The following is a 25595-nucleotide window of genomic DNA, read 5'->3' as shown; positions in this document are numbered from 1 at the left end:
TAGGGGCGAATAGTATTTAGTTATATTTTTTGAACTCTTCTATTTGGGACACAAGCTGTTTACGCTTACGGCCCAATTCACTACGTAGAACGTAATGCCGCAACCGTTCCACTTCCTGTTCATTAAATTCAATGAAATCATCTGGTAGCTGATCTGCACTAAACGTGCGAAGCATCCAATTAACAATGTTGGCAAGCTCCTTACTCTTAAGGGGCGCTGTGGATACGCCGGGTACCTGAATTAGAAATTCTCGCCCCCCTTCGACCGCCGTAAAATAACCAACGAAGTTACGCATGTCCGGTATACGTAGGTCGCCACTGCCACGTCCGTCTGCGGTATGACAGCCACTGCAATAAAGGGTGTATTGCATTTTGGTTTGATTGTCATTGGCGCCACAAAATAGCGGCAATAGGCACAGTAAGGTCAGACTGAGTGCACGTTTTGTGAGCTTAGATCTTGGCTGTGTGCTCATGTGCATTGCTCCCATTTAAGGTGTAACTGATGTGCCGAGGATCACTGCTGTTGAGCATACATAGGTCTCACTCGACGCACCCACACACCAATTTGTGTCGTTGTTTGTAAATGCTCGGTACATAGGGGTGTCATCTTCATTACGGTTACAGAAACACCGGCCGCAAGCCGCTTTACCACAGCAGTCGTTATAAGAAATGATGTAGTGCTTGTTATCTGCCGGGTTAAGGCAGGTGCCTATCCAAGTAATAGGCGACATTTCCGTTCCCGGTGGACACGCAGATTGTGAGCCACCACAGCAGGAACATAAAAATCCGTCGATGCCACAATATCGCCAGTATTCGCAAGTGCTTGGATCGCCAGGATCCGCGCTGTTTTCACTCGGTTGGGGCAACACACCGGGATAATGTGCGCCTGCTGAGGAACCTGCACCAGCTGCCTTTGCTACCGGTAAGGCGGGGAATACGGAAACACCCACCACGACTTTGCCAATGTTTGCCAGAAAGCTGCGTCTGGAACTGGTACGCGCAATATTTCGTGTTTTGTTTTCAAAGAATTTATCAAACCATTTCATAGTCAGTACTCTTTTTATGCCTGTTTATAAAGGGTGCGTTGGTTGTTGTTTTGCTTTTCAAGGAACTCCTGGATAGATGCGACGTTGAGATCTTGGGCATTGAGCAAGCTCTCGATATGCTCCCTGGAATTGACTAGGCCCATGGAAGATATTTTGCCTTGTTTGTCGATTAGGGTGGCGTAAGGCAAGCGACTAACCCCGTATTTTTTACCTACTTCCTCAGACAGCACATAGGGAAAATTTTCCAGTTTCTTTTCTTTGATAAATCTTTGGTGATCAGAGTCATCACCGTCACTAACCAGCACAATATCGAGATGGGAGCGTTCGGCATGTGACAACGACGTAATCACGGGCAAATATTCTTTACATATCGGGCAATCGGGGGAGAGGAAAAACAACAAGGTATTTCTCTTGGCAGGCTTTCCTATCGTTAACGTTTGATTAGTGAGGGTGTTAACGGTGACTTGCGGAGCTTTATCACCCGCTTTTAACTGTTGGTTCATGGCTAAAGCACCCGCGGGAGCAATGCGCTCATACAGAACGCCAATTTGACGGGCTAGGGCGTAAACAACCACGCCAAGTGCGATAACAAGCACCCATAACATAACAAATGAGACGATGACTAAATTTGACATAGGGGTTACCTTTTAATGGCTTTTATATGTGATTGATTACGGATGAGTTGTTGTGAAATGATGCTTAATAGCAGCACCACGCCACCAAAAATTAGACTTGCAAATACATCTACAGGGGACATGGCGGAGTCAAACTGAAGGGTTATGACAGCAACTACGTGAAGCAATAAAATTCCAGCGTTTCGCCATAACAAAGCAAAGCTAAGTCCTTGCTCTTTATTACCAAATAAGCAGCCACAGTCCAGGGCCTGATTACCGGCAATAATGTTTAGCCAGATTAGGCCGGTATATGCCAGCAGAGCTGTACAGGCGAGCGCTAATGCAAACAGCTGAGATACTGGAAAAAGCAGCATAAATGCAATGCTCAGCTCAACAAATATCAAGGCTGACACTAGCACTCGATTATTAATTTTAGGTATCCATTTATATTCATCCAGGGTCAGGGTGAAACCGGTACGATCGAAAAACTTATGCGCGCCGCTCGCCAGCCAAAATGCACTGAGCAACCCTAATAACATGAGGCTTAACATGAGTTTTACTCCACTGCGGTTAAGGTAAAGGGATTGGCATTTGTACCGCCAATGGAAAGTGTGCGTAGCAGCTCTGCGCTATTTACATCGTAAACATCAATCATCATGTCGGCGTTAGTGACAGCGAGTAATGGCTGTTTACCTTTAGTTACTTCCAATGAAATACCCTGACTTTTAAGCGTGATCTCCTTTACCTTTTTCTGTTGTTTGGTGTCGTAAACCCATACCTGGGAACCACCGTCTTTGTGGCTGCCGTTTACACCGTTTTTGTGCATTAACAAATAAACCTGTCCATTTGGGTGGCCAGATATGATTTGCCATCCACCGGGACGCCAGTTTTGCTCACGTTCGCTGGCCGTCAGCAAATCCCATTGTGGCTGAGGTTTAGCCACAGACTCAGCTAGTTCCACGGGTTGCATATAGCCATGAAAGGTAGGGAAATAACCGATATCATTGATGCGCGCATATTTTTCGAACAGGGGATCTTCATCCACATTGAAAAAAGACGCGCCATGGTTTTCCTGTGAAACCTTGCCTTGAGTATCTAGCTGTATGCTGAGCATTGAACCATCGGCACATAAAGTGCTAAAGCCGCGCTTACCTGACGGGTAGATTAAGCTACAACCAGGAATATCCACTTCGTGTAAGATCTTGTGTTCGAGCATGTCGATAACCGACACCGATGTAGCGGGTGTAAAGTTAAATACCAACATGTATTTATCATCGTCGATAAGTTGTATAGCGTTTTTCTCAGATACGGTTTGCGCGCGCTTTTTATGAGGTAGCTCAATTTCATTGATCACCGATAAAGTGGCGTTTTCCCAAATCGACAGCACATCGGTGCGTTTTCCACGGGTACCACGGGAGTAATACGACTCAGCACTGTATATCTCGTTGCGATGCGTAGAAGGGATAAATGATCCGAAAAAACCAGTACTGATTTGCCCCTTGTAGTTGTGGTTATTAGCGGCAATATCCAAAATCACGACTTTGCCTTCCGTCATACCCCAGAAGTTCATATCCTGCACATACACCCATGATTTTCCGGGTTCTTCCGGCAACGTTAGCACATTAGGAACCTTGTCTGAGGGGAGCTCAGCCTGGCAAATCGAGGTAAGTAAAAATGTAGAAAAAACGAGTGTTTTTTTGCTAACCATGTTTCGTGATCCTAATAATTGCCTGATAAAAAACTAAACAGTGATGGCATAAGTGAACGATTAATAATCAAGTTAGTACGTTTGTACTAAATTAGTACAAACGTACTACACTGGCAACATTTATTTTACATCTATTCACAAAGTGGGTATTTTCACTCGCTTTTAGTCATGTATAGGACTTCACAGTCAATCTGATATAAGCTAATAACAGTAAGGGCTACGGCTAGAGGTGAAAACAGAAAACGAGGCGGGTACGGAGTTGGAAAAAAAACGCAATATACGCAAAGGTACAGGGGAGTCTAGACGGGGAAAAGAGACCATCTTGCTCATATTGGACTCTGCAAAATCGATTTTGATTGAAGAAGGTTACAGTAACCTATCGATGCGTAAGGTATCGGTAAGAGCGCAGATCAGTGTAGGTAATTTGCAATATTACTATCCCAATAAAAATGACCTACTAAAAGATCTACTAGACCACAGCATCGATGAGTTTATGCATGAATTTGAAAGGTTGAGATTGCATGCCAATGACGATCCGGAATTACACCTTATTGCTATCATCAAGTTCATCGTTCTGGATTTGGGTAATCCTACTACTACCAAGTTTTATCCAGAGCTTTGGGCATTGGCTAATCACGACGATTATGCAGATACCCTTATGGATCAAGTATATGCGAGGGTGCGTTGCCCATTAGAGAATTGCGTTGCGCGATTAAACTTAGCGTTATCTAAAGGACAAGTACAAAAAGTCGCGTTATTTATATCAGCCTCGATGGAAGGTATGACCATGTTTGTTGGCCACGGTAAAGTGTGGAATGATTCCATCAAGCAAATGGCTAACATCACGATCACGAGTTTTATTCAGTTAGTGAAAAACATCACCCCAGAGGACATCGAAAGAGATTTGTAAAGAGCTGAGTATGGCAGTATTTTGCCACATGGTTTGACCTTGATATTTATCGTTAAGGATTGATTTAAGGTGTTTTGAAAATATATACAAAACTCGTTACCAGCCAAACAGGGGCTGGCGAGAAACATCACATCTTTAATATTCTGCCCTCTTAGTATCCTTATGATGCAAGCGGCTACAGCATGTGAGTTTTAACAAGTTCTAATCATCCGTATAAAAGCAACAGGTCGTTTTAAATTCCGCTGGTAAATATTGCTACAGCGTCTATTTTTATTCATAGACCTTGGATAATCCCCCGTAAACCAATAAATCTGTCACGCCAATTTTTCTGCCACCCTAACAGACAGTTTTGAAGGGGCTAGGTATGAGCGAACGATAAATTGACGACGCTGGAATTGTTGAGCAACTGTCAGGAGGCAGCTATGCCTATTTCACTGAAAATTAACGGCCAGACGCGAAATGTCGACGTTGAGCCCGATACCCCATTGTTGTGGGTTATACGCGACGAATTGCGCCTTACTGGTACTAAATTTGGCTGTGGTATAGCGCAGTGCGGGGCGTGTACCGTTTTGGTGAATAACCAGACTCGCCGGTCATGTGTGACGCCTATATCCACCTTAAACGGGGCAGAGGTCACCACTATCGAGGCTATAGAGGGAGAAGAGGCCAAAGCCATTCAAGATGCTTGGGTAGCGATTGATGTACCCCAATGTGGGTATTGTCAATCCGGACAGGTAATCAGTGCCATCGCCTTATTACGAGAAATTGCCAAACCTAGTGACACTGACATAGATAAAGCCATGGCGGGTAATATCTGTCGTTGTGCTACCTATGTGCGGATCCGCCAGGCCATTCATGATGCTGCAGACAAGCTGGAGGGTAAAGCAGATGCCTAAGTCAATTAATCGTCGTCAATTTCTAACCGGCACTGCAGGCCTGGTTATCGGTATCTACCTGCCCTTTAAATTACCTGCAGCCCAAGATGGAGCGGGAGTCATTCGCCCTGATAGCCCAGTGGATTCGGTTTTTGCACCCAATGCATTTATTCGTATTGCCCCAGACAATACGGTCACAGTCGTGATCAAACACATCGAATTTGGCCAGGGCCCCTATACCGGGCTTGCCACTCTGGTTGCCGAAGAGCTGGATGCAGACTGGGGGCAAATGCGCGCTACCTCAGCCCCTGCCAACAATCAATTGTATGCCAACAGTGCCTTTGGTATACAGGGCACAGGGGGCTCCACGGCCATGGCCAATTCATATACCCAAATGCGTAAGGCCGGTGCTGCAGCAAAAGCTATGTTGGTGGCGGCGGCGGCCGAGCAATGGGCGGTGCCTGCTGAGGAAATAACCGTCATTAAAGGCCAGCTTAGCCACCAGGCGTCAGGTAATGCCAGTGGTTTCGGCGCACTTGCCAGCGCCGCCGGCAAGATGTCCGTGCCCTCAGATCCTAAGCTTAAAGACCCCAAAAACTTTAGCCTCATCGGTACCCAGCTGCCTAAACTCGATTCGGTGATCAAAACTAACGGTAAAGCAGATTTTAGTATCGACATCTATCGCGATGGCATGCAAACCGTAGCGGTCGCCCATGCACCACGCTTTGGCGCCAAACTGAAAAGTTTTGAGAAAAAAGCGGCGATGAAGGTTAAAGGCGTCACTAAGGTGGCGCCCCTTAGTTCTGGCGTGGCTGTGTATGCCGACTCCACTTATGCGGCTTTTAAGGGCCGGGACGCCCTGCAACTTGAGTGGGACAACAGCGATGCGGAAACTCGCTCAAGTGAAAAGATGATTGCCGATTGGCGCCAAGCTGCTGCGAAGGGAGGGAAAGTCGTCGAACAAAGCGGTGAAGTGGATATGGCGATGGCTTCAGCTGTCACGGTGCTCGAGGCCGAGTATGTGTTTCCCTACCTTGCCCATTCGCCTATGGAGCCCATGGATGGCGTTATTGAGCTGAAAAATGGCAAGGTGGAAGCCTGGCTGGGAGCCCAATTTCCCGTAGGGGATCAAACCGCTATTGCTCAAACGCTAGGTTTAAAGCCAGAGGACGTTCAGGTACATACCATGTTGACCGGTGGCAGTTTTGGCCGCCGGGCACAACCTGGCTCCCCCATAGCCACTGAAGTGGCAGAGATAGCCAAAATGGGTGGTGATGGCAGTTACAAAATGCTCTGGTCACGCAGCGATGATGTGCAAGGGGGTTATTATCGCCCCTTGACTGTGCATCGACTCAAGGCAGGCTTGGATGCCAGTGGTAATATTGTCGCTTGGCAGAACGACGTGGCGAATCAGTCTATTTTGCGGGGCACTGCCATGGAGGGCATGATGGAAAAAGGCCTGGATCCGACTTCGTTTGAGGGGGCCAATAAATTACCTTACAGCTTTGCATCTCGCCGGGTGACCTGGGTAGAGATGAAGAGCCCAATACCAGTCTTATGGTGGCGCTCGGTGGGTCATACTCATACTGCCTATGCAACCGAAACCTTTTTGGATGAGGCGCTTATAGCGGGTAACAAAGATCCGGTGGCTGGGCGTTTGGCATTGATCAAAGACTCGCCCCGGCACAGTGCTGTGCTGTCGCGGGTCGCGGATATGGCCAATTGGACCGGGGTGAAAGCCGGTGAAGACAGGCGCTTGGGGGTGGCACTGCACAAAAGTTTCAATACTTATGTAGCCATGATTGCTCAGGTATCGAACCAAAATGGCTTACCACGGGTACATAAAGTTTGGGCAGCGGTAGACTGCGGCGTGGCGGTCAACCCCAATATTATCCGGGCGCAAATCGAGGGCGGGGTGGGTTATGCGCTGGGCGCTGCCATGTTCAGTGCCATTACCCTTGGGCCCAATGGACAGGTCGAGCAATCCAACTTTGACAACTATCGCATGTTGCGGATCAACGAAATGCCACAAGTCGACGTGACTATCATCCAATCCAGCGAAGCACCCACAGGGATCGGCGAGCCGGGGGTGCCGCCTTTAGCGCCAGCTGTGGCCAACGCCTGGCGCGGCTTAACCGGCCGTAGCCTCAGAGAGTTACCCTTTACTCGTCCCGCCTTTAAAGGAGATATAACATGATACAGATTTACGCCATAGTAGCGCTGTTCACGCTTACATTCGTAGGAATGGCCCAAAGCAATGCGTCAAATTCAACTGCCAGTGGGGCCAACAGCCTTAAGTCTGTAGAGGATTTTAATGATATTCAGGATGAAGATACACGGGCCCTGGCGATTTATGCGGAAATGGGCAAAGTGTTGGCTCACCCGCGCTGTATGAACTGTCACCCAGTTGATAACTCACCACGTCAAGGCATGGACATGCAACTTCATCAACCACCTGTGGTGCGCCAAGATGAAAGCGGGTCCGGCGCCCCAGGAATGCGTTGCTCTACTTGTCATCAGGCTCAAAATGTCGCGTTTTTGACCGCGCCGGGCAGCTTGCCTGGGCATAATCCCTGGCATTTGGCCCCCTTAAGTATGGGGTGGATAGGGCAATCCCTAGGTGATATTTGCCAACAACTAAAAGACCCCACTCGCAATGGCAACCGCAGCTTGGCTGATATTCATAAACATGTGGCCGAGGATGGCTTAGTCGGTTGGGGCTGGCACCCAGGTGAAGGTCGAGAGTCTGCGCCGGGTAGTCAGAAAATTTTTGGCGAGTTGACTAAAGCCTGGATCGACGGGGGCGCACCTTGCCCCAGTGACTAGTAGTATCACTTTTTATAGTGCTACAGCTATTGTGAGTATTTACTAACGTTTAAATTTGGTTTCCAGAATAACCGAGGAATTGGTGCGCTCAACCCCTTCAAGATTACCTATGTCATCTAATATCTGACTAAGTTGCTCCAAGGATTCTGCCTGGACAATGGCGATAAGATCATATTCACCACTTATTGCATAAAGCTCTGCGACTTCACTGACTTGCCTTAACTCAGCATTGGTTTTAGCGGTCAGTTTTTGCCGTACCTTAATTGATACATGTGAAGCCACCAAATTACTCTGGTATTCACTGCCGTATTGCACTACATAACCTTTGATTACCCCGGAAGCTTCTAATTTAGCAATGCGGTTTTGCACAGTCGAGCGTGACAAACCTAATACCCTTGCCAAGTCTGAAATACTGGCTCTGGCGTTTGAGCGCAGTATAGAAAGTAAATGTTGTTCCTGCTTGGTTATCATAATAGCTAATGTTTTGGTTATATTGCTAATTCATAGCGTCATTTTACCCAGAATGGTACTGCACTTTTAATCTCTTTAGATACATAATAGTAAAATAATTTGCAGAGGCCGGTTCGGGCTCTGCTGACTCAAACAAATAGCTAAGCGGGTGAGCAAATGCAAGTGACTAGAGAATTGTTCGATGAGGTGATGGTGCCCAATTATGCTCCATCGCAAATTATTCCGGTAAAAGGACAGGGGTCCAAAGTATGGGATCAAGGCGGTCGTGAATTCATCGACTTTGCTGGTGGGATAGCGGTGAACTGTCTGGGGCATTGTCACCCGGCTTTAGTGGCAGCGCTTACCTCCCAAGGGCAAAAACTGTGGCACTTATCTAACGTGATGACCAATGAACCCGCTTTGCGCCTGGCTAAAACGCTTACCGAGGCAACGTTTGCCGACAATATTTATTTTGCCAGTTCGGGAGCCGAAGCCAATGAAGCAGCGTTAAAGCTGGCCCGTCGCTGGGCACTGGAAAACCATGGCGAGCAAAAATCGCAAATTATTTCCTTTAATAAGAGTTTTCATGGCCGCACTTTTTTTACCGTGACTGTGGGCGGCCAGGCGGCTTATTCCGACGGATTTGGGCCCAAACCAGCCAATGTGGCCCACGCGGACTATAACGATTTGGCCAGCGTCGAAGCGTTGATCTCACATAGTACCTGCGCAGTAGTAATGGAACCTTTGCAAGGGGAAGGCGGCATTATTCCTCCTGTTGAGGGGTTTATCGAAGGGGTCCGTGCACTGTGTGATAAATATCAGGCACTGTTGATTTTTGATGAAGTGCAGACCGGTGTTGGCCGTACCGGTGAACTTTACGCTTACCAGGGGGTGGGTGTGACCCCGGATATCATGACCTCGGCTAAAGCCTTGGGCGGCGGGTTTCCAATAGGGGCCATGCTCACAACCCGGGATATTGCCAAACATTTAAAAGTGGGTACCCACGGTTCAACTTATGGGGGTAACCCCCTGGCATGTGCAGTCGCGGAAGCCGTATTGGCGGTAGTTAACACCCCAGAAGTACTCAGCGGCGTTAAATATAAAGAACAGCTAATTCGACAAGGGCTCGATCGAATCAACGCTAAATATCAGGTGTTCAGTCAGGTTCGAGGTCAAGGCTTGTTGCTCGGTGCGGTGCTCAATGCTGACTATCAAGGCCGTTCACGTGACTTCCTTCAAGCCAGCGCTGATCAGGGAGTGATGACCCTGATAGCTGGCCCTGACGTCATTCGGTTTACCCCTTCTCTGGTTATCCCCGATGCGGATATAGAGCAAGGCCTGGCCCATTTCGAGCGCGCAGTAGCGCAAGTCGTGAATGGTTAGGTTGCGCTGCAAATGTTGATTATTCGCCCTATTCGCAACAGTGATTTTAGTGCACTTAAACAAATTGCTATTGAGTCTGGCCATGGTTTTACGTCACTGCCAAACAATGAACCGTTATTACTCAGTAAAATTGAACGGGCCGAACAGAGTTTTGCCGCCAAGATTGATAAGCCGGGGCAGCACAGTTATCTGTTTGTGCTTGAGGATAGCAAAAGCGGCGATATTGTGGGTATCACGGGAATTGAAGCTGCGGTGGGTCTGGGCGCCCCTTTCTATCATTACCATCTGGCCAGCCACATGCATAATTCCCCTAGTGTGGGGGTGAAAAAGCTGATAAAAACCCTGAATCTGTGTAACGACTACACCGGGGTGTCGGAAGTGTGCACCTTGTTTGTACGAGAAAAATTCCGCAAGGGCCTAAGTGGGCAGTTATTATCCCGTGTGCGCTATTTGTTTATGGCCAATCACCCTGAGCGCTTCTCGCCTCTGGTGATTGCCGAAATGCGGGGGGTGTCGGATGAGCAGGGTCACTCACCATTTTGGGCCTGGCTTGAAAAACATTTTTTTGGCATCGATTTCCCCACCGCCGATTATCTGGTAGGCATAGGTGACAAGGCATTTATTGCTGAGCTGATGCCCAAATACCCTATTTATACCAGTCTGCTGAGTCAGCAAGCCCAGGATGTCATTGGTAAAGTGCACGCCAAAACAGCCCCTGCCCTATGTTTGCTGGAAAAAGAAGGTTTTGTATATCGGGGCTATGTAGATTTATTTGATGCCGGCCCCACAGTGGAAGTAGCGGTTAAAAATATTCGTACTGTGCGCCAAAGTCGGGTTTGCCCCGTGCAAATTGGTCACCTGTCACAGGGGGCCAAGATTATGTTGTGCAATACTCAAGTATCTAGCTTTAGAGCGACAGTCACCCCATATGCCCATTATGATCAGGCAACTAATAATTTGCTCATAGCTCCTCAGGTGGCCCAGGGGCTGCTGCTTTCAGGCGGTGACAGTGTTCGCTTTATTGGACTTTAAATAGCGGACAAGCAGCTATCAATATTTTTTCACAGTTTAATTTATTAATTTTATAGGTTTAGGTTTTATGTATAACAAGGTCAATGCACTGTTCGAACATTTGTGGGGAAATTATCTTGAGGTAACCCCTTCCGCGGTCAAAATACACAAACTACTGGGTTCCACCCAGGGGGATGATGTGATCAACGATCATATTGCCCTGCGAACCTTTAATCTTCCCAAGGTGTGCCTAGAGGTATTGGCTGAGCATTTTGAAGCCTTAGGCTATCAAGCCTGCGGTGAATATCATTTTGAGGCCAAAAAACTGTATGCCAAACATTATGAACATCCAGAATATCCGAATCTGCCCAAGGTGTTTATCTCACAACTGCTGGTGGAAAGGTGCAGCACACAATTGCAAAAATGTGTACAGGAATTGGTGGCCGATGTGGCCCCTGATGCAGTCAGCAAAGCTGATTTCCTTTACTCTGGGCGGCACTGGGATATCGATTATGCAAGCTATCAGATGTTGCTTAAGGAATCCGAGTTTGCGGCTTGGGTAGCGGCATGGGGTTATCGGGCCAACCACTTCACTGTCAGTAACAACCAGTTGGCTAACTTCGACACTATTGAACAAATTAATGCCGCAGTCAAAGACGCAGGGTTATCCCTGAATCTATCAGGGGGTGAAATTAAAGGTTCAAAAGAAGTAATGCTCGAGCAGTCTTCAACCCTCGCCGATATGCATCCGGTTGCCTTTACTGATGGCGCGAAGGTTATCCCCAGCTGCTTTTATGAATTTGCTAAGCGCTTTCCCAAGGCTGATGGCCGGTTATTTAGTGGTTTTGTGGCCGAATCAGCAGATAAAATATTCGAAAGTACGAATGCCCGCTAAATAATTTATAAGATTCTCTATACTAGGGGCGACTTACGTGATTTGTTGCCCTTTTTTATCCCATAGTCTAATTGCTAAAGCCCAAATTTAAGAATACATTGGTGTCCCATCTACCTTCGGCAGCTCGTTAACTTATTGGGTAAATCATTGGTATTGTTGCAAAAAGCACTGTCTTTTGGGGTGGCTTTAATACTGGCGCTTTGATCTAAAGTTTGCTGTAATGTCGGCGTAATGTAACAAGGTATGACCTATAGATAATGCGAATTAGTTGGCGCGAGTTTATTAAACAACGATTTAGTAGACCATCGAAGTTCCATACAATTGGAATTGAGTTTGGTAACACTGAGTTGCACATTTCTACTTTTGGGAAAAAATCTGGCAAATTATTGTGGGTTAAACAACATAGTTTGCCCTTAACAAATTGGCCTGCCCAGCTTAAAATTTATGTGGAACAGCAAAATTTAAAACGTACCACCTGTCATGTGGCGCTGGCCACCCATCACTACCAAATTTTACAGATTGATAAACCCGATGTTGAAAACGCCGAGCTAAGCCAAGCACTGCTGTGGCTGGTGAAAGAGCAAATGCCTGGCAATGAAGAAATTGTATTCGATCATTTTGACTATCCAGGTATTGCATCGGGCACTGAACGGGTCAACGTGGTCGCCGTGACCAAAAAAAGCGTACAGGATATTTGCAAAGGCATTATTCAGGCCGAATTGAAATTAAGTAGCATTGGTATTGAAGAATTAGCAACCAGTGAACTTATACCTCGTAGCGATGAGGCGGTCATTACCCTTTTTCGTAATCACAGCGGTCAAGTCTGTCTAAATATTGTCAAACAGGGGCAGTTGTATTTCTCCAGGCGTCTGCGGGGCTACGAGAACCTGAGCAGTTTTTCAGCCGAAGAATTGCAAATGGGGGTCGGTGATACCTTGAGTGTGGAAATCCAGCGCTCCATGGATTATTTCGAAAGTCAGCTACGTCAGGCACCGGTTAAAAAGATCCTGTTGGCGGTCGATTCCCCTAATCAACAGGCATTGGCGGACTTAATCAAGCAGTTGACCTTTATGCCTGTTGAAATATTCAGCCCCTCTATCGAGGTCTTAAACGACAGCCTCAACGTCACCAGTTTCTCCAGTTTGGGTATGGCCCTTTGCAATGATATACCGGGTAAAGAGGCCAGCCAATGAAAACCAGGATCAACCTGTACGTTGCAGATTTACAGCCAAGACTACAAGTGCTGACACTGCATTTTGTTTTCATAGTGTGGGCTATTTTAGCGTTAATTATCGGCGCCCTTTATTATTTTGAATCTGCTCAGGAAACGCAGCAACAGCAGAAACTGGCGGCTGTCGAACAACAACGTCAGCAACTGGAAGACATAGTGTTGGGTTTGCAGGAACAGCTAGGCGCTCGTCAGGAAGATCAATCCCTGGTGCAAACTGTTGCCCGGCAGCACCTGGATATTGACTTGAAACAACGGGTTTTGGCCCATCTTGCGGGACAGGAATCATTAAAATCCAATGGTTTTTCAGACCTGATGTTGGGGCTGGCCGAACATCATCAAGCGGGGTTGTGGTTAACCCGCGTTAGCTTAGATGAAAAAAACGTCAGCATCGAAGGGGCGGCGGATAATTCTGCCATTATTCCCAAGTGGGTGAGTCAATTAGGTTTGACCAGGCATTTTAGCGGACAAGAATTCTCCACTACTACCTTGTATCGCGATACCGCACAGCAGCTGCATTTTACCCTCAATTCCCGAAGTGCCAGCGCTGTAGCAGAGGCCCAGGTTAATGAGTAGTCAACAAAAAAGTCAGTACGAGCAGTGGTTTAATAAGTATCTAAGCATGACGCAACGTGAACAACTGCTGATTTTATTCAGTGGTGTGATCTTAATCGTTGTGGTGGGCTACTTGTTAGTGATTGAACCTATCGGTATAAATAATACACGTTTAAGCCAAAATCTTACGGCTCAGCGGGCTCAACTGGGCAGTTTGCAAATGCAGTCAGACATGCTCAGCGAAGAGCTAAACGATGATCCCAATCAGCAACTAGCCAGCACCCTGCAGGTATTGCACCAAAAAAACCGTGATTTAGAGTCGAGTTTGCAACACAGTACAGCCAATCTGGTACCGGCCAACCAAATGCCAGCTTTGTTAGAAGAGCTGCTGTCCCAGAGTAAAAATGTCAAGCTTGTTGCCCTGCAGTCCATTGCGCCCTCCCCAGTACTGAATGCCGTGAAGGGTCCCCCGGATATCAATTTATATCGTCATGGTGTGAAATTGACACTGGAAGGCAATTATTTTGATATTCAACAATATCTGCAAAAGATAGAGATGCTGCGCTGGCAATTCTATTGGAAAAAATTTGATTATAAGGTGGCCGCTTACCCCAAAGCCGTGGTGGAAGTTCAGTTATATACCTTGAGTACCAACCAGGCATTTATAGGGGTTTAGATGAAAACACAGTTGAGCATTGCAATATTTTTAAGTGTCTGTGGTCAGGTCAGTGGCCAACAACTGGTTGATCCTACCCGGCCAGCTCCCCAACACATGTCGACGCCCGAAAGTCAGGCGGTGGCAAGTTCGACTATTCGACTCGACGCGGTATTTAGCACTGGTACCAACAAATATGCGATCATCAATGGCCAAACTGTCACTGAGGGCCAGACGGTTGCCGGCTTTACCCTGGTCGCAATTGCACCGAATCGCATTGTATTAAGTGACAGCGAAGGTCGCCAAGAATTTTTTGTCAACAACACTAACTTTAAAAAAGACACAAATCATGGTTTTTAAACACTTACTTGTATTCGCCTTATTGATTTTTTTGGTGGCCTGTCAATCTCGTCCAGGATCTGAACACCGTTCTGAGCGCAGTGGCGGACGGGTACAGGATTCTCTGGATTCTGCCATCGCTGACTATCAATCCAATGCTTCGAGCCAAAAACCGAACCTGGGCGTGTTGCCTGAGGCCGTTAACCAAGCTCTGCTACCTGAATTACAAGACGCCAGCCAGGCCTTATTTGGCGAAACAAAATACGACATCAATGCTGAACAAATTGACGCAGTCAGCTTTTTTTCCGGGTTGGTCAAAGACACCCCTTTTAGTGTTGCAATCCATCCTGGAGTTAGTGGTCAAGTCTCCCTTAACTTAAAACAGGTTAGCCTGGATCAGGTCTTCGAACTGGTTAGTGAGCTTTATGGATACGATATTCAGCGAAGACAGAACATCTATCGCATTTATCCCTCAGGCATGCGTACCGAAACTATGGCCATCAATTATCTGATGATGAAACGTGATGGACAGACGCAAACCAGTATCACCTCTGGCGGCGTGTCCCAGGCCCAAAGTAATGGGGGCAGTCAGGGTAATTCGCAAAATAATTTCAGTGGTAATTCTTCTTCCGGAGGCGGCAGTTCAGGCAATATGGGCTCGAGCAACAATTCCAATGGCACCAGTATTTCCACCAGCACCGAGACTGACTTTTGGAGCGATCTGTTGGCTACCCTGCAAATTATGGTTGGGGCACAAGATGGGCGCAGTGTTATGGTGACGCCTCAGGCTGGACTGGTTACTGTGCGCGCCATGCCCGCGGAAATTCGCGCTGTGAAGGCATTCCTGACGATTTCCGAAGAACATGTGCAACGTCAGGTTATCCTTGAGGCACGTATTTTGGAAGTGTCTCTGGATGACGGTTATCAGCAGGGTATAAACTGGAGCCAGGTTTTGGCCAATAGCGGCAGTACAGACTTTCAGTTTTCTACTTCCGGGGGCAATATAGGGGATTCCATTACCGCGGCGCTGGGAGGCATAACCAGTTTATCCTTTGTGAACAAAGATTTTAGCGGGGTGCTCAATTTATTATCCACCCAGGGCAATGTACAGGTATTGTCCAGCCCTCGGGTAACCGCCATTAACAATCAAAAAGCGGTCATTAAGGTTGGGGATGACGAATATTTTGTCACCGATGTGTCCAGCCAAAGTACCATCACCGCCAGTACGACCTCGACCACACCTAATATTGAGCTGACCCCCTTTTTCTCAGGCATAGCGCTGGATGTTACACCGCAGATCGATGCCAGTGGCGGGGTATTGTTGCATGTTCATCCGTCGGTGATCGACACCCAGGAGCAGGAAAAAATCGTCATTCTCAATGAAGAACAGTTCATTTTGCCTCTGGCCGCCAGTAATATTCGAGAGTCGGATACCATTATTCATGCCCGCTCAGGCGAGATAGTGGTGATAGGTGGCTTGATGCAGTCGATTATTTCTCAAACTGAATCCAAAACGCCTTTGCTGGGTGATATACCCATATTAGGTAACCTATTTAAAAACCGATCCGAAAAAGAAATTAAAAAAGAGTTAGTTATCCTACTCAAACCCACAGTCGTAGGAGCTGATACCTGGCGGCAACAATTGATTAGAAGCCGTGATCAAATGGCCGACTGGTTACATGTGGAATAATCAGATGTACCTCTATCATTATGGCATTAAGGAATTTCCGTTTACCTTAACCCCCAATACCAGTTATTTTTTTGGTTTGCCGAGCCATAAAGAGGCGCTTCAGGTGTTGTTGACCGCGATTAAAACCGGTGAAGGTTTTATCAAGGTTACAGGGGAAGTTGGTACAGGCAAGACCTTAATCTGCCGTAAGTTACTCAACGAATTACCGGCTAATTTTGTGGCGGCTTATATTCCCAATCCTTATTTGACCCCCAGCGAGTTAAGACGCGCTGTGGCCGCAGAGCTGAATGTGGAACTGAGTGAACACTCGGATCAGCAAGAGTTTACCCAGCGTCTCCAGCAGCGCCTGTTTCAGATTAATCAGCAAAATTGTGGGGTGGTGTTGATTATCGATGAGGCCCAGGCCTTGCCGGTTGAGAGCATTGAGGCCTTACGCCTGATCACCAATTTGGAAACCGAATCCCAAAAGTTATTGCAGGTGGTATTGTTTGGTCAGCCCGAACTAAACGATAAACTGGCCTTGCCTGAATTGCGTCAATTAAAACAGCGGGTAACGTTTTCATACGCCTTGAAACTGATGGATGCGGATCAGTTATATCAATACGTGAAACACCGCATGGCCGTGGCGGGTTATCGAGGGAACGAAATTTTCAATACGCGTATGTGTAAATTACTGTTTAAGGCCAGCAGAGGCACCCCGAGGATCGTTAACGTGTTATGCCACAAAGCGCTGATGTTAGCCTTTGGTGAAGGCAAACAACAGGTACAGCGCAGCCACGTTACACTGGCGACTAAAGATACCGAAGCGGCTTACCCAATCGGCTGGTCCGCCATGGGATTGGCAGTGTGGGTACTGGCTATTATGAGTGGTTTAGTGCTGATGTATGTTGCATCACTAAGGTTTGCGTTATGAGTGTGGTCAATAAGATGTTGCAGGATCTCGACGCGCGTAAAGGGCAAGCCGAGGGCTTTTCTGCTGATTATCAACCGCCTAAGCGCCCGTCCTATATATTGTGGATCCTGATTTCGCTGACAGCCGTTGTGGCAGGCGTGATTGCCTGGTTATATTTTTGGGTGTTAGACCAGGCAAATAATCCCCCGACAGCTGCCCCGGCCATAACCATAGACAAATCCGCAGTTGCACATAAAACGCCCCAGCCGATGTTAACCCTGTCTCCGCCTGTTGCAAACGAAAGACAGATTAAGCCCCAAACGGCGCCTGAATCGCTCGTACAGCAAGGCCAGGTCGGCGAAATGTCTAATATATTAGCCGTCACTGAACGTTCGGCAAAAATAGTTTCAGTGCCTTTAGAGTCGAATCAACAGACTACGCTGTCTATTAATACATCCGTGCCTGAAAACCTCACACCTACCACGTCCCCAGCTACGTTTAGTATTAACAGTGCCAGTAAGAACAACTCCCAGGCGGGATTGAAGCAAAACATTAGCGATGCCTTGGGCAGTGGTAAAACCCTGGTAGCGATAGAGGGGTTGCAACGTCTGTTGGTCAACGAACCTGCTAACCTGCGCGCCCGCAAAAAATTAGCGGCGTTACTGTTCGCCGAAAATCGTATCACCCAAGCGAAACTGGTGTTGCAACAAGGTCTGTCCTTGCACCCTGTACAAACAGATTTACGCCTGATGTTGGCCAAACTGCTGGTACAGCAAGACAACACGGATGGCGCCATTCAGCTACTCAGGGAATACTCGCCATCGGCGGTGGCTCAACCTGACTATTATGCCTATCGCGGGGCGTTAGCCCAGCGTCTAGCTCTATTTTCCCTGGCCCAACAAGACTACCTGCTACTGTCTCAAGTGGATAGTGTCAAAGCCAAATGGTGGCTGGGTTTGGCCATTGCCCAGGATAGTCAGGGTAACGTTCAGGACGCGCGTCAGTCGTATGCCCGTGCCGATGATGCCGGGCAGTTATCGCCGCAAGTTATCCAGTTTGTGCATAAAAGAATAAACGATTTGATGGGTGTAAAATGAGGCCGAAAACCAAAATACGGTTAGGGGATCTGCTGGTTCAGGATGGCATTATTGACGAACAGCAATTGATGCAGACCCTGGCCGCACAAAAACAGTCCGGGCGTAAGTTGGGGCACATGCTGATCGAGCTTGGTTTTATGACTGAAAACCAGTTATTAAGCTTTCTTTCCCAACATCTCAACGTGCCTCTGATCGATATTAGCCACTATAAGGTGGTGCCCGAAGCGGTGCAGTTATTACCAGAAGTGCAGGCCCGTCGCTATCGGGCGCTGGTATTGGAAGACAAAGGGGACCACCTGTTGGTCGCCATGAGTGATCCAGCGGATTTGGCCGCCATCGATATTTTGTCCGGGGTATTGCCCAAAACCATAAAAGTGGCCGTCGTAAGTGATGCCCAGCTGTTTCAGGCCTACGATACTTTTTACCGCAGAACCGAAGATATCGCCTCTTTCGCCCAGGAGCTGGCGGAAGAATATCAGGCGGATGAGTTCGAGTTCGATACAGGTGTGGGGGATGAGCAAGACACGGCGGTTGCGCGATTGCTGCAGTCCATATTTGAAGATGCTCTGCAAACCAAAGCGTCTGATATTCATATTGAACCCGATGCCGATATGTTGCGTATCCGTTTGCGGGTCGATGGTGTATTACAGGAAAACATCATTAAAGAAAAAAATATCGCTTCGGCTTTAGTGCTGCGTCTTAAGCTGATGTCAGGACTGGATATTTCCGAGAAGCGTTTGCCCCAGGATGGCCGCACAAATGTGCGTATCAAGGGGCACTCCATCGACGTGCGGGTCTCTACCATGCCGGTGCAAAACGGTGAATCGGTGGTGATGCGTTTGCTTGACCAGTCAGCGGGGATTTTATCCCTGGATCAGACCGGCATGCCTGGGCCTTTGTTGAAACGTTTTCGCACCTTACTCAAGCGTCCCCATGGCATGATTTTGGTCACCGGCCCCACAGGATCAGGCAAAACCACGACCTTGTATGGTGCCTTGAGCGAACTTAATCAGCCATCAACCAAGATCATTACCGTTGAAGATCCCGTGGAATACCGCCTGCCACGTATCAATCAGGTACAAACCAATAATAAAATCGGGCTGAATTTCGCCAGTGTGCTGCGCACCACCTTAAGGCAAGATCCCGATGTCATCATGGTGGGTGAGATGCGGGATCAGGAAACTGCCGAAATTGGCTTACGGGGTGCTTTGACCGGCCACTTGGTGTTATCGACCCTGCATACCAATGATGCTATCAGCAGTGCCGTCAGGTTACTGGATATGGGGGCACCGGGTTATTTGGTGGCCAGTTCGTTAAGGGCGGTGATTGCCCAGCGGTTGGTGCGAAAAGTGTGTGAAAACTGCGCCAAGGATCATCAGCCTACACCTGAGGAATGGTTGTGGTTAAGCAGTATCGACAACCAGTTAAGCAACGTTAGGTTCAAACTGGGCAGCGGCTGCCAGAGCTGCAACAACACAGGTTATCGAGGGCGAGTCGGGGTTTTTGAGCTACTGGAAATGACCGAAAATATGATGAATGCCCTCAAGGCCAATGACACTGTGGCTTTTGGTTCGGCCGCCCAGCTTAGCCCGGGATTCTCGCCCTTGGCCAAAGTGGCGTTGACCTATGCCAAGATGGGGATCACGACAGTGGAGGAAGTGCTCAAGTTAATTGAAATGGTGGCCGATGAAAGGATACCGGTGGAACCCGAAGAGTTTGAGCCGGAATCAGTTTCACAGAACCAAATGAGTGCGTCGGCGGCAGATTTCAAAACTGGGCAGCAAACTATGTCCCCCCCGCCTAAGACGACCTTGGAACTAGAGCCACTTTCTAGCCCAACCAGAGATAACGATGGCGTATTATAGTTACAAGGCCAGAAATGCCAGCGGCGAGTTGACCAGTGGGTCATTGGAAGCCAATGACGCCTCGGCGGTAGCGCAGATTTTGATGGGTCGCCAATTTATCCCCATTGAAATAAAAGAGAGCAAAGACAGCGGGGTTACTAATAAAAAGATATCGTTTCTCACCCCCAGGATAAAACTCGAAGATTTGGTGATATTTTCCCGGCAAATGTATTCGTTGAGCAAATCGGGTATTCCCATTATCCGTGCCGTCAAAGGCCTGGCCGAAACCTCGAATTCTCTACGGATGAGCAGTGCTTTGAATGATGTCTGTGACCAACTCGAACGCGGTCGCACCTTGTCCTCAGCGATGCATAAGCATAATTATATTTTCGGCCAGCTGTTTGTCAGCATAGTGCATGTGGGTGAAAATACCGGGCGACTGGATGAAGCCTTTTTACAGCTTTCGGATTATTTACAACGGGAGCAAGAAACTCGCAAGCAAATTAAAGCCGCTACGCGCTACCCCATGTTTGTGATCATCGCGGTAGTGGCCGCTATGGTGATCATGAATATATTTGTGATTCCGGTGTTCGCTGATATGTTTAAAAGCTTCGGTGCTCAATTGCCTATCATGACCCGTATTTTATTGGCTACCTCAGATTTTTTTATTACCAAATGGCTCTACTTATTAGTTGCCTTAGTTGGGGGCACCTTTGCTCTGTCACATTATGTGAAGACCGAAACCGGCCGCTATAACTGGGATAAAACCAAATTACGCTTGCCCATAGTAGGGTCGATTTTTGAACGGACTTTACTGAGCCGTTTTGCTCGCAGTTTTTCGATCATGCTTAAATCCGGTGTGCCCTTGACCTCAGCGTTAAATTTGGTGGCCGATGCCGTCAATAACTCCTTTATGGCAGCCAGGATACTGAACATGCGCAAAAATATTGAAAAAGGCGAGAATTTGTCCCGAGTGGCAGCCTCCAGTAAATTATTCACGCCGCTGGTGTTGCAAATGATCAGTGTGGGGGAAGAAACCGGTCGGGTGGATGAATTACTGGGGGAAGTGGCAGAATTTTATGAAAGAGAAGTGGATTATGATCTTAAAAGCCTGACCTCAAAAATCGAACCCCTGTTAATCATGGTTGTCGCAGCCATGGTGTTGGTGCTGGCTCTGGGCATATTCACTCCGATGTGGAATATGATGGGGGCCATCAAAGGTTAAGCTATGCAGAAAAATCAGGCCAGCGAAGAGCGCAGTCGCAGCGTATTTATAAATCTGCTGGTAGTGGTGGTCTTTGTGGGCCTGATGCTGGCATTTATTCTGTATTTTAATAAAAGTTCACCGGATCTAAAACGCCTGGCGCTACAGGGATTTGCCCAGCAGCTTGCCAATAGTACGCTCAATGCCCATTGGCAGTGGCAAAATGAGGGGCGCCCGGGCATGATTATGCAAATACAGTACGATACACAAGGTAATGAAACAGACAGACGAGCCTTGGATATGAGCCATCTTGGCTGGCCAAAGGTTGAGCCAACCAGTTTGGGCTGCGCAACTTTCTGGGACAGGGTGCTCAATTCCCCCTTGGAAATACAGGGTTTTAAATTATATGCCGAGTTTTATGATGGGATGCAGCTAAGTAATAATGCCCAGGCCTCGATTTGTCGATTCAGATTATCCACCGGCCCATACTTTGATTACGGCGTGTATCGCGGCCAGGTATCCGAGCTCAAAGACTAACCGTAAAAGTGAGAGAAAATATGACGTTAACCCAAGTGCAACAGCTAGAGAATACTGCTCACGGCAACCGTTCGCAAAAAGGTTTTACTTTGATCGAATTGGTCATAGTGGTGGTGATCCTGGGGCTTTTGGCCGCCACCGCCCTACCTCGTCTGTTAGATGTGACCAAAGAGGCCGAAGATGCAACGGTGGAAGGCGTGGCTGGTGGGTTTGCCACAGGTGTAGGTCTGGTTCGGGCGCAGTGGGAAATCGAAGGACGGCCCAAGGAAAATTTTAGTACGAATGCGACCTTTGTTACCATAGATGATATCAGGGTTGGAGTGGATCAAGACACAGGATACCCCACTGGCCAGTTAGACACGGACAGTAGTACCCAGGACGAGCAGGTCAGCTTGCTCGACTGTGAAAGTATTTTTAATCTGATCATGCAAAGCGCACCCACTATATCATCCACCTGGAATGACAGACCCTTCGATGATTTTCGCTATTTCACCTCGCTCAGTCAGGGCACGGGGTCAGGGGGTAACGATATCTGTTATTACTACCTGACCCAGACCATAAAAAACCGCAACCAAGAACCGGTTGACAATACCGCAGGGAATGGTTTTATATACGATCCTAGAATTGGCCAAGTAATTGTTTTTAGTAATAATTAAATCATACCTGGGTATGGTATCGGATACCTTAGGGGTTAACCCAAGGACCGAATTAGATGGTATAAACAAAAGATAATATTAATGGCGAATATTTAGCCATCTTATGAAAAGGCAGTAGCATGCAACAACAACGCGGTTTTACGTTAATAGAATTGATCATCGTTATCGTTATTTTGGGTATTTTGGCGGTGACCGCCGCGCCTAAATTTCTGGATATTCAGGGAGACGCTAAAACATCTGTGGTTAAAGGCATGGAAGGGGCGATGAAATCAGCCAGCGATATCATTCATGCCAAATCCATGATCACCGGTACCAGCGGCTCTGCGGCAGCTGCACTGACCTTAAAAGGTGGGGCCGAAGTGCAAACTGATTACGGTTATGCACGCCATGATTGGGATTTAGCCTGGGAACCAATGCTGGATGCGGTTATAACACCTCTTACTAGCGGTGCAGCTTGTGCCTCAGATTTTTGTGTAGATGAGAGTCAAAACATCGCCACTGATATTGCTCCTGTTGTTGCAAACCATAGTGACAGAGCTCTGATTGTGTTCCCGTCTGGCACCACTCATACCGGTAAATGTTATGCCTATTATATTCACGATGAGAACGCCACCGAGGAAGGTTCCACACCTATCATAGGTAGTGTCACCACAGGTTGCTAATTGCTACCATTTTATTTGACCTTGCAGCTTGTCCCTGCAAGTTATGGTTTTACGTTTAGCGAAATAACGCACTGGAAAGGATTAAGCATGATTTTTAGTGACGATATTGTTTCCAACCACTAATACAAAACTCCCCAGTGGTGGTAACGGCTTCACCCTAATTGAACTGGTAGTGGTGATTCTACTACTGGGTATTTTGGCCGTGACAATTGGCAGCCGATTCGATAGCGGCGGCTACGGAGAGTATACCTACCAGGCTCGGCTTGTCTCTGCCCTGCGCAATATGCAGCAACGCGCCATGCAAGACACCCGAGCCGGATATTGTTTTCAAATTAATTTTGATTCCGCCAGCCCGGCCTTTGGCCCACCTGCTCTAAGTTACACCGGCGATACCCAGGTTGAACGAGACGCCACCTGTAACACTAATATCGATTATGCCACCCCTGAATACCTGCGCACCACTCCCACGGAAATGGCTAAAGACGGCGTGAGTATGCACAGCCTGACCAGTGCCAATACGTCTTTTACCTGGCTGGGTTTTGATAACCTGGGTCGGCCCCTAACGAATACCGATAGTTGCCAGACGGGTTGTGAAATTCAGTTTAACGGCGAACAGCGGGTCTCTGTATGCATTGAAGCTGAAGGTTATATTCATGTTTGTTAGGGCCAAAGATGCGCTGACCTCTTACTCTAATAATGGTGCATCAGGTTTCACTTTAATCGAACTGGTGATTGGTATGCTGGTCTTTGCCATCGCCCTGTCCTTTTTTAGCAGTTTGATTTTGCCCCAGATCACCCGCAGCGTGGAGCCGATTTTTCAGGTGCGTGCTACCGAGTTAGCGCAATCTTTAATCAATGAAATCAGTGGCAAAGTCTTCGACGAACAAAGCAGCCGTAACGGTAGCCATTTGCGTTGTGGCGAACCTGCGGCGTTAGTTTGTACTGCACCTGAAGCTCTGGGTGCCGAAAGCGCTGAAGATCGCAGCAACTTCAATGATGTGGATGATTATCATGGCCTAAACAAAGCAAACGAAGAGATCCTAAGTGCTGCGGGCCCAAGTATCACTATCAATAGCGCCAACTTGTATCAGGGATTTAGGGCCAGCGTAAGTGTGGTTTACGATGCTGATATGAACGGTCAGGCCGATACCATCACAGGTAATAGCAAACTTATCACAGTGATTATTACCACACCCAATGATGAAGAACTGGTTTTTGCCACCTACCGGAGTAACTTTTAGTGCGGCAGTTACTTAAACAAGGTGGTTTCACCCTGGTGGAGCTGGTCACTGTGATCATTATTCTGGGCATAGTGTCCATAGGTATCTCGGGTTTTATTAAATCCGGAGTGCAAATTTACAATGATGTCACCGAGCGCGACCAGTTGCTCAGTGAGGGGCGTTTTGTGGTGGAGCGCTTGAATCGAGAATTGCGCAGCGCCCTGCCTAACAGTGTGCGGGTGAAAAATACCGCCACAACTCAGTGTCTTGAGTTTGTACCCATTAGGTGGGCCACGTATTACACCACCTTGCCGGTTTTGCCAGCCACAGACACCCAGGTCAATGTGGTGGATATCACCGATGCCAGTGGTCAGTTTGTTTTGCAAAACGGCGATTCTGCCGTGGTCTATCCCACTTCTAATGCCGATGTATATGACACTGGGCAGAATAAGCGTCGCGTTATATCCCAGTGCACCACGTGCACAGCCTTAATTACCGATGAAAATTTAACCAATTTCACGGTTGATGGTGGTTTTGCGGATATTTCACCGGCATCGCGTTTGTATATAGTGCGTGAAGCGGTAAGTTATTGTGTAACGGGCGAGCAATTATATCGTCAGCAAGGTCCGATTACGCCGGAGCAACTGTTGTTTCCTTCGGGCATATTGATGGCGCAACATATTGCCAACAAACTAAACATCAGCACCCAACTGCCTTTTACCATCAACCACGCCACCCTTAACCGTAACTCCCTGGTCCAAGTGTTTTTGGCCTTCGAACATAACGACGAAATGGTCAACTTTATTAACGATATTCATATTCCCAATGTCCCATAACCACCAGGCTCAATTTTCTTTCCCTACCCAGAGTGGCAGTATGTTAGTCATTAGCCTGTTTATTATAGTGATCATGGCCATACTGGGGCTGAGCATGATCAAGCTACTGTCTGCCTCTGCAAACACCGTGGTCTATGAAGTTTATGGCCAGCGAGCGCTCAACGCCGCCCGCACTGGAGTGGAACAAAGTCTAGGGGCAGCGTTTCCCCTTTCTGGCCCGGAAAATGCCCAATGTACCGCTAATACAGTTCATGTTTTTGCCACTACGCAAGGTTTGCATAATTGCGCCTATATCAGCAGTTGCCAGCTAATTCCCATAAAGGACGGTGCTAATAGCTATAGTTATTATCGCTTTAGCAGCACAGGAACCTGCACCGCCGGGGATCTGGTGGTCAGTCGCATGGTGTCAGTCGATGCCATTGAATTATAGGATCCAGCTATGAGCGAATCGATATGCGGCATG

At 47.7% G+C, this 25595-nt stretch carries 29 protein-coding genes; 23 read left to right on the top strand and 6 right to left on the bottom strand.

Going from position 1 to position 25595, the window contains the following annotated elements:
• Positions 1-16 precede the first annotated feature (16 nt).
• Genes AC3RV5_RS22820 through AC3RV5_RS22800 form a run of 5 tightly spaced genes read right to left on the bottom strand, consistent with a single transcriptional unit; the run spans position 17 to position 3367 of the window.
• On the bottom strand, positions 17-472 hold the full coding sequence (locus AC3RV5_RS22820) for a c-type cytochrome (protein ID WP_489729853.1): 456 nt from the start codon (positions 470-472) through the stop codon (positions 17-19).
• 15 nt (positions 473-487) lie between these two features.
• A complete protein-coding gene (locus tag AC3RV5_RS22815; RefSeq protein WP_489729852.1) occupies positions 488-1045 on the bottom strand; it encodes a methylamine dehydrogenase light chain in 558 nt (185 codons plus the stop codon).
• 14 nt (positions 1046-1059) lie between these two features.
• Positions 1060-1680, bottom strand: a complete 621-nt coding sequence (locus tag AC3RV5_RS22810; protein WP_489729851.1) for a redoxin family protein — start codon at positions 1678-1680, stop codon at positions 1060-1062.
• Positions 1681-1685: 5 nt separating this feature from the next.
• A complete protein-coding gene (locus tag AC3RV5_RS22805; RefSeq protein ID WP_489729850.1) occupies positions 1686-2210 on the bottom strand; it encodes a MauE/DoxX family redox-associated membrane protein in 525 nt (174 codons plus the stop codon).
• A 5-nt stretch (positions 2211-2215) separates the two neighbouring features.
• Positions 2216-3367 (bottom strand): amine dehydrogenase large subunit, encoded by a 1152-nt coding sequence (locus AC3RV5_RS22800; protein WP_489729849.1) that lies wholly within the window; start codon positions 3365-3367, stop codon positions 2216-2218.
• Positions 3368-3596: 229 nt separating this feature from the next.
• Here AC3RV5_RS22800 and AC3RV5_RS22795 point away from each other — a divergent pair, with 229 nt between their 5' ends.
• The 4 genes from AC3RV5_RS22795 to AC3RV5_RS22780 all read left to right on the top strand — a co-directional run bounded on the left by AC3RV5_RS22795 (position 3597) and on the right by AC3RV5_RS22780 (position 7978).
• The gene (locus AC3RV5_RS22795) at positions 3597-4277 is read left to right on the top strand and encodes a TetR/AcrR family transcriptional regulator (protein WP_489729848.1); all 681 of its coding nucleotides are present in this window, start codon (positions 3597-3599) and stop codon (positions 4275-4277) included.
• Positions 4278-4699: 422 nt separating this feature from the next.
• Entirely contained in the window at positions 4700-5173 is a 474-nt protein-coding gene (locus tag AC3RV5_RS22790; protein WP_489729847.1) for a (2Fe-2S)-binding protein, read from the top strand.
• Positions 5166-7349, top strand: coding sequence for a xanthine dehydrogenase family protein molybdopterin-binding subunit (locus AC3RV5_RS22785; protein WP_489729846.1), 2184 nt, complete (start codon positions 5166-5168; stop codon positions 7347-7349). Before AC3RV5_RS22790 ends, AC3RV5_RS22785 begins: the two co-directional genes overlap by 8 nt.
• Positions 7346-7978: a hypothetical protein gene (locus AC3RV5_RS22780; protein WP_489729845.1), complete on the top strand. Its 633-nt coding sequence runs from the start codon at positions 7346-7348 to the stop codon at positions 7976-7978. Before AC3RV5_RS22785 ends, AC3RV5_RS22780 begins: the two co-directional genes overlap by 4 nt.
• A 42-nt stretch (positions 7979-8020) precedes the next feature.
• Here AC3RV5_RS22780 and AC3RV5_RS22775 read toward each other — a convergent pair whose 3' ends face one another.
• The gene (locus AC3RV5_RS22775; RefSeq protein ID WP_489729844.1) at positions 8021-8449 is read right to left on the bottom strand and encodes an Lrp/AsnC family transcriptional regulator; all 429 of its coding nucleotides are present in this window, start codon (positions 8447-8449) and stop codon (positions 8021-8023) included.
• 156 nt (positions 8450-8605) lie between these two features.
• Here AC3RV5_RS22775 and AC3RV5_RS22770 point away from each other — a divergent pair, with 156 nt between their 5' ends.
• From AC3RV5_RS22770 to AC3RV5_RS22680, 19 genes are all read left to right on the top strand, one after another.
• Positions 8606-9811, top strand: a complete 1206-nt coding sequence (locus tag AC3RV5_RS22770) for an aspartate aminotransferase family protein (protein WP_489729843.1) — start codon at positions 8606-8608, stop codon at positions 9809-9811.
• Between the two features lie 12 nt (positions 9812-9823).
• Entirely contained in the window at positions 9824-10843 is a 1020-nt protein-coding gene (gene astA / locus AC3RV5_RS22765) for an arginine N-succinyltransferase (RefSeq protein WP_489729842.1), read from the top strand.
• Between the two features lie 67 nt (positions 10844-10910).
• Complete coding sequence (locus AC3RV5_RS22760; protein ID WP_489729841.1) at positions 10911-11717, top strand: DUF1338 domain-containing protein; 807 nt, start codon at positions 10911-10913, stop codon at positions 11715-11717.
• 347 nt (positions 11718-12064) lie between these two features.
• Positions 12065-12910: a type IV pilus biogenesis protein PilM gene (gene pilM, locus AC3RV5_RS22755; protein WP_489729840.1), complete on the top strand. Its 846-nt coding sequence runs from the start codon at positions 12065-12067 to the stop codon at positions 12908-12910.
• Positions 12907-13521 carry a PilN domain-containing protein gene (locus tag AC3RV5_RS22750; protein WP_489729839.1) on the top strand — a complete coding sequence of 205 codons (615 nt, stop codon included), beginning with the start codon at positions 12907-12909 and terminating at the stop codon, positions 13519-13521. Before pilM ends, AC3RV5_RS22750 begins: the two co-directional genes overlap by 4 nt.
• Complete coding sequence (locus AC3RV5_RS22745) at positions 13514-14176, top strand: type II secretion system protein GspM (protein ID WP_489729838.1); 663 nt, start codon at positions 13514-13516, stop codon at positions 14174-14176. The genes AC3RV5_RS22750 and AC3RV5_RS22745 overlap by 8 nt, the downstream gene beginning before the upstream one ends.
• Positions 14177-14515 carry an MSHA biogenesis protein MshK gene (locus tag AC3RV5_RS22740; RefSeq protein WP_489729837.1) on the top strand — a complete coding sequence of 113 codons (339 nt, stop codon included), beginning with the start codon at positions 14177-14179 and terminating at the stop codon, positions 14513-14515.
• Complete coding sequence (gene mshL / locus AC3RV5_RS22735) at positions 14505-16184, top strand: pilus (MSHA type) biogenesis protein MshL (protein ID WP_489729836.1); 1680 nt, start codon at positions 14505-14507, stop codon at positions 16182-16184. Before AC3RV5_RS22740 ends, mshL begins: the two co-directional genes overlap by 11 nt.
• Positions 16185-16188: 4 nt before the next feature.
• Entirely contained in the window at positions 16189-17097 is a 909-nt protein-coding gene (locus AC3RV5_RS22730) for an ExeA family protein (protein ID WP_489729835.1), read from the top strand.
• Positions 17094-18173: a tetratricopeptide repeat protein gene (locus tag AC3RV5_RS22725; protein ID WP_489729834.1), complete on the top strand. Its 1080-nt coding sequence runs from the start codon at positions 17094-17096 to the stop codon at positions 18171-18173. The genes AC3RV5_RS22730 and AC3RV5_RS22725 overlap by 4 nt, the downstream gene beginning before the upstream one ends.
• Entirely contained in the window at positions 18170-20038 is a 1869-nt protein-coding gene (locus AC3RV5_RS22720) for a GspE/PulE family protein (protein ID WP_489729833.1), read from the top strand. Before AC3RV5_RS22725 ends, AC3RV5_RS22720 begins: the two co-directional genes overlap by 4 nt.
• A complete protein-coding gene (locus AC3RV5_RS22715) occupies positions 20025-21242 on the top strand; it encodes a type II secretion system F family protein (protein WP_489729832.1) in 1218 nt (405 codons plus the stop codon). Before AC3RV5_RS22720 ends, AC3RV5_RS22715 begins: the two co-directional genes overlap by 14 nt.
• A 3-nt stretch (positions 21243-21245) precedes the next feature.
• Complete coding sequence (locus AC3RV5_RS22710; protein ID WP_489729831.1) at positions 21246-21758, top strand: hypothetical protein; 513 nt, start codon at positions 21246-21248, stop codon at positions 21756-21758.
• Between the two features lie 20 nt (positions 21759-21778).
• Positions 21779-22414: a type II secretion system protein gene (locus AC3RV5_RS22705; protein WP_489729830.1), complete on the top strand. Its 636-nt coding sequence runs from the start codon at positions 21779-21781 to the stop codon at positions 22412-22414.
• A gap of 119 nt (positions 22415-22533) precedes the next feature.
• On the top strand, positions 22534-23076 hold the full coding sequence (locus AC3RV5_RS22700; RefSeq protein ID WP_489729829.1) for a prepilin-type N-terminal cleavage/methylation domain-containing protein: 543 nt from the start codon (positions 22534-22536) through the stop codon (positions 23074-23076).
• A gap of 97 nt (positions 23077-23173) precedes the next feature.
• Positions 23174-23740 carry a type II secretion system protein gene (locus AC3RV5_RS22695; RefSeq protein ID WP_489729828.1) on the top strand — a complete coding sequence of 189 codons (567 nt, stop codon included), beginning with the start codon at positions 23174-23176 and terminating at the stop codon, positions 23738-23740.
• Positions 23730-24317 carry a type IV pilus modification PilV family protein gene (locus AC3RV5_RS22690; RefSeq protein ID WP_489729827.1) on the top strand — a complete coding sequence of 196 codons (588 nt, stop codon included), beginning with the start codon at positions 23730-23732 and terminating at the stop codon, positions 24315-24317. Before AC3RV5_RS22695 ends, AC3RV5_RS22690 begins: the two co-directional genes overlap by 11 nt.
• A complete protein-coding gene (locus AC3RV5_RS22685) occupies positions 24317-25132 on the top strand; it encodes a PilW family protein (RefSeq protein ID WP_489729826.1) in 816 nt (271 codons plus the stop codon). Before AC3RV5_RS22690 ends, AC3RV5_RS22685 begins: the two co-directional genes overlap by 1 nt.
• Before the next feature lie 40 nt (positions 25133-25172).
• Positions 25173-25562, top strand: a complete 390-nt coding sequence (locus AC3RV5_RS22680; protein WP_489729825.1) for a type II secretory pathway protein — start codon at positions 25173-25175, stop codon at positions 25560-25562.
• The last annotated feature ends 33 nt before the right edge of the window (positions 25563-25595 follow it).

It is taken from the genome of Paraglaciecola sp. IT1134, from assembly GCF_058068185.1.
The sequence above is the reverse complement of the archived record's forward strand: the minus strand, read 5'-3'. Positions and strand labels throughout refer to the sequence as shown.

What these genes read in the sequence shown, in the direction of transcription:
- AC3RV5_RS22820 (WP_489729853.1), bottom strand. Translation starts at nt 472, where the DNA reads ATGAGCACACAGCCAAGATCTAAGCTCACAAAACGTGCACTCAGTCTG.
- AC3RV5_RS22815 (WP_489729852.1), bottom strand. Translation starts at nt 1,045, where the DNA reads ATGAAATGGTTTGATAAATTCTTTGAAAACAAAACACGAAATATTGCG.
- AC3RV5_RS22810 (WP_489729851.1), bottom strand. Translation starts at nt 1,680, where the DNA reads ATGTCAAATTTAGTCATCGTCTCATTTGTTATGTTATGGGTGCTTGTT.
- AC3RV5_RS22805 (WP_489729850.1), bottom strand. Translation starts at nt 2,210, where the DNA reads ATGTTAAGCCTCATGTTATTAGGGTTGCTCAGTGCATTTTGGCTGGCG.
- AC3RV5_RS22800 (WP_489729849.1), bottom strand. Translation starts at nt 3,367, where the DNA reads ATGGTTAGCAAAAAAACACTCGTTTTTTCTACATTTTTACTTACCTCG.
- AC3RV5_RS22790 (WP_489729847.1), top strand. Translation starts at nt 4,700, where the DNA reads ATGCCTATTTCACTGAAAATTAACGGCCAGACGCGAAATGTCGACGTT.
- AC3RV5_RS22785 (WP_489729846.1), top strand. Translation starts at nt 5,166, where the DNA reads ATGCCTAAGTCAATTAATCGTCGTCAATTTCTAACCGGCACTGCAGGC.
- AC3RV5_RS22780 (WP_489729845.1), top strand. Translation starts at nt 7,346, where the DNA reads ATGATACAGATTTACGCCATAGTAGCGCTGTTCACGCTTACATTCGTA.
- AC3RV5_RS22775 (WP_489729844.1), bottom strand. Translation starts at nt 8,449, where the DNA reads ATGATAACCAAGCAGGAACAACATTTACTTTCTATACTGCGCTCAAAC.
- AC3RV5_RS22770 (WP_489729843.1), top strand. Translation starts at nt 8,606, where the DNA reads ATGCAAGTGACTAGAGAATTGTTCGATGAGGTGATGGTGCCCAATTAT.
- astA (WP_489729842.1), top strand. Translation starts at nt 9,824, where the DNA reads ATGTTGATTATTCGCCCTATTCGCAACAGTGATTTTAGTGCACTTAAA.
- AC3RV5_RS22760 (WP_489729841.1), top strand. Translation starts at nt 10,911, where the DNA reads ATGTATAACAAGGTCAATGCACTGTTCGAACATTTGTGGGGAAATTAT.
- AC3RV5_RS22750 (WP_489729839.1), top strand. Translation starts at nt 12,907, where the DNA reads ATGAAAACCAGGATCAACCTGTACGTTGCAGATTTACAGCCAAGACTA.
- AC3RV5_RS22745 (WP_489729838.1), top strand. Translation starts at nt 13,514, where the DNA reads ATGAGTAGTCAACAAAAAAGTCAGTACGAGCAGTGGTTTAATAAGTAT.
- AC3RV5_RS22740 (WP_489729837.1), top strand. Translation starts at nt 14,177, where the DNA reads ATGAAAACACAGTTGAGCATTGCAATATTTTTAAGTGTCTGTGGTCAG.
- mshL (WP_489729836.1), top strand. Translation starts at nt 14,505, where the DNA reads ATGGTTTTTAAACACTTACTTGTATTCGCCTTATTGATTTTTTTGGTG.
- AC3RV5_RS22730 (WP_489729835.1), top strand. Translation starts at nt 16,189, where the DNA reads ATGTACCTCTATCATTATGGCATTAAGGAATTTCCGTTTACCTTAACC.
- AC3RV5_RS22725 (WP_489729834.1), top strand. Translation starts at nt 17,094, where the DNA reads ATGAGTGTGGTCAATAAGATGTTGCAGGATCTCGACGCGCGTAAAGGG.
- AC3RV5_RS22720 (WP_489729833.1), top strand. Translation starts at nt 18,170, where the DNA reads ATGAGGCCGAAAACCAAAATACGGTTAGGGGATCTGCTGGTTCAGGAT.
- AC3RV5_RS22715 (WP_489729832.1), top strand. Translation starts at nt 20,025, where the DNA reads ATGGCGTATTATAGTTACAAGGCCAGAAATGCCAGCGGCGAGTTGACC.
- AC3RV5_RS22710 (WP_489729831.1), top strand. Translation starts at nt 21,246, where the DNA reads ATGCAGAAAAATCAGGCCAGCGAAGAGCGCAGTCGCAGCGTATTTATA.
- AC3RV5_RS22705 (WP_489729830.1), top strand. Translation starts at nt 21,779, where the DNA reads ATGACGTTAACCCAAGTGCAACAGCTAGAGAATACTGCTCACGGCAAC.
- AC3RV5_RS22700 (WP_489729829.1), top strand. Translation starts at nt 22,534, where the DNA reads ATGCAACAACAACGCGGTTTTACGTTAATAGAATTGATCATCGTTATC.
- AC3RV5_RS22690 (WP_489729827.1), top strand. Translation starts at nt 23,730, where the DNA reads ATGTTTGTTAGGGCCAAAGATGCGCTGACCTCTTACTCTAATAATGGT.
- AC3RV5_RS22680 (WP_489729825.1), top strand. Translation starts at nt 25,173, where the DNA reads ATGTTAGTCATTAGCCTGTTTATTATAGTGATCATGGCCATACTGGGG.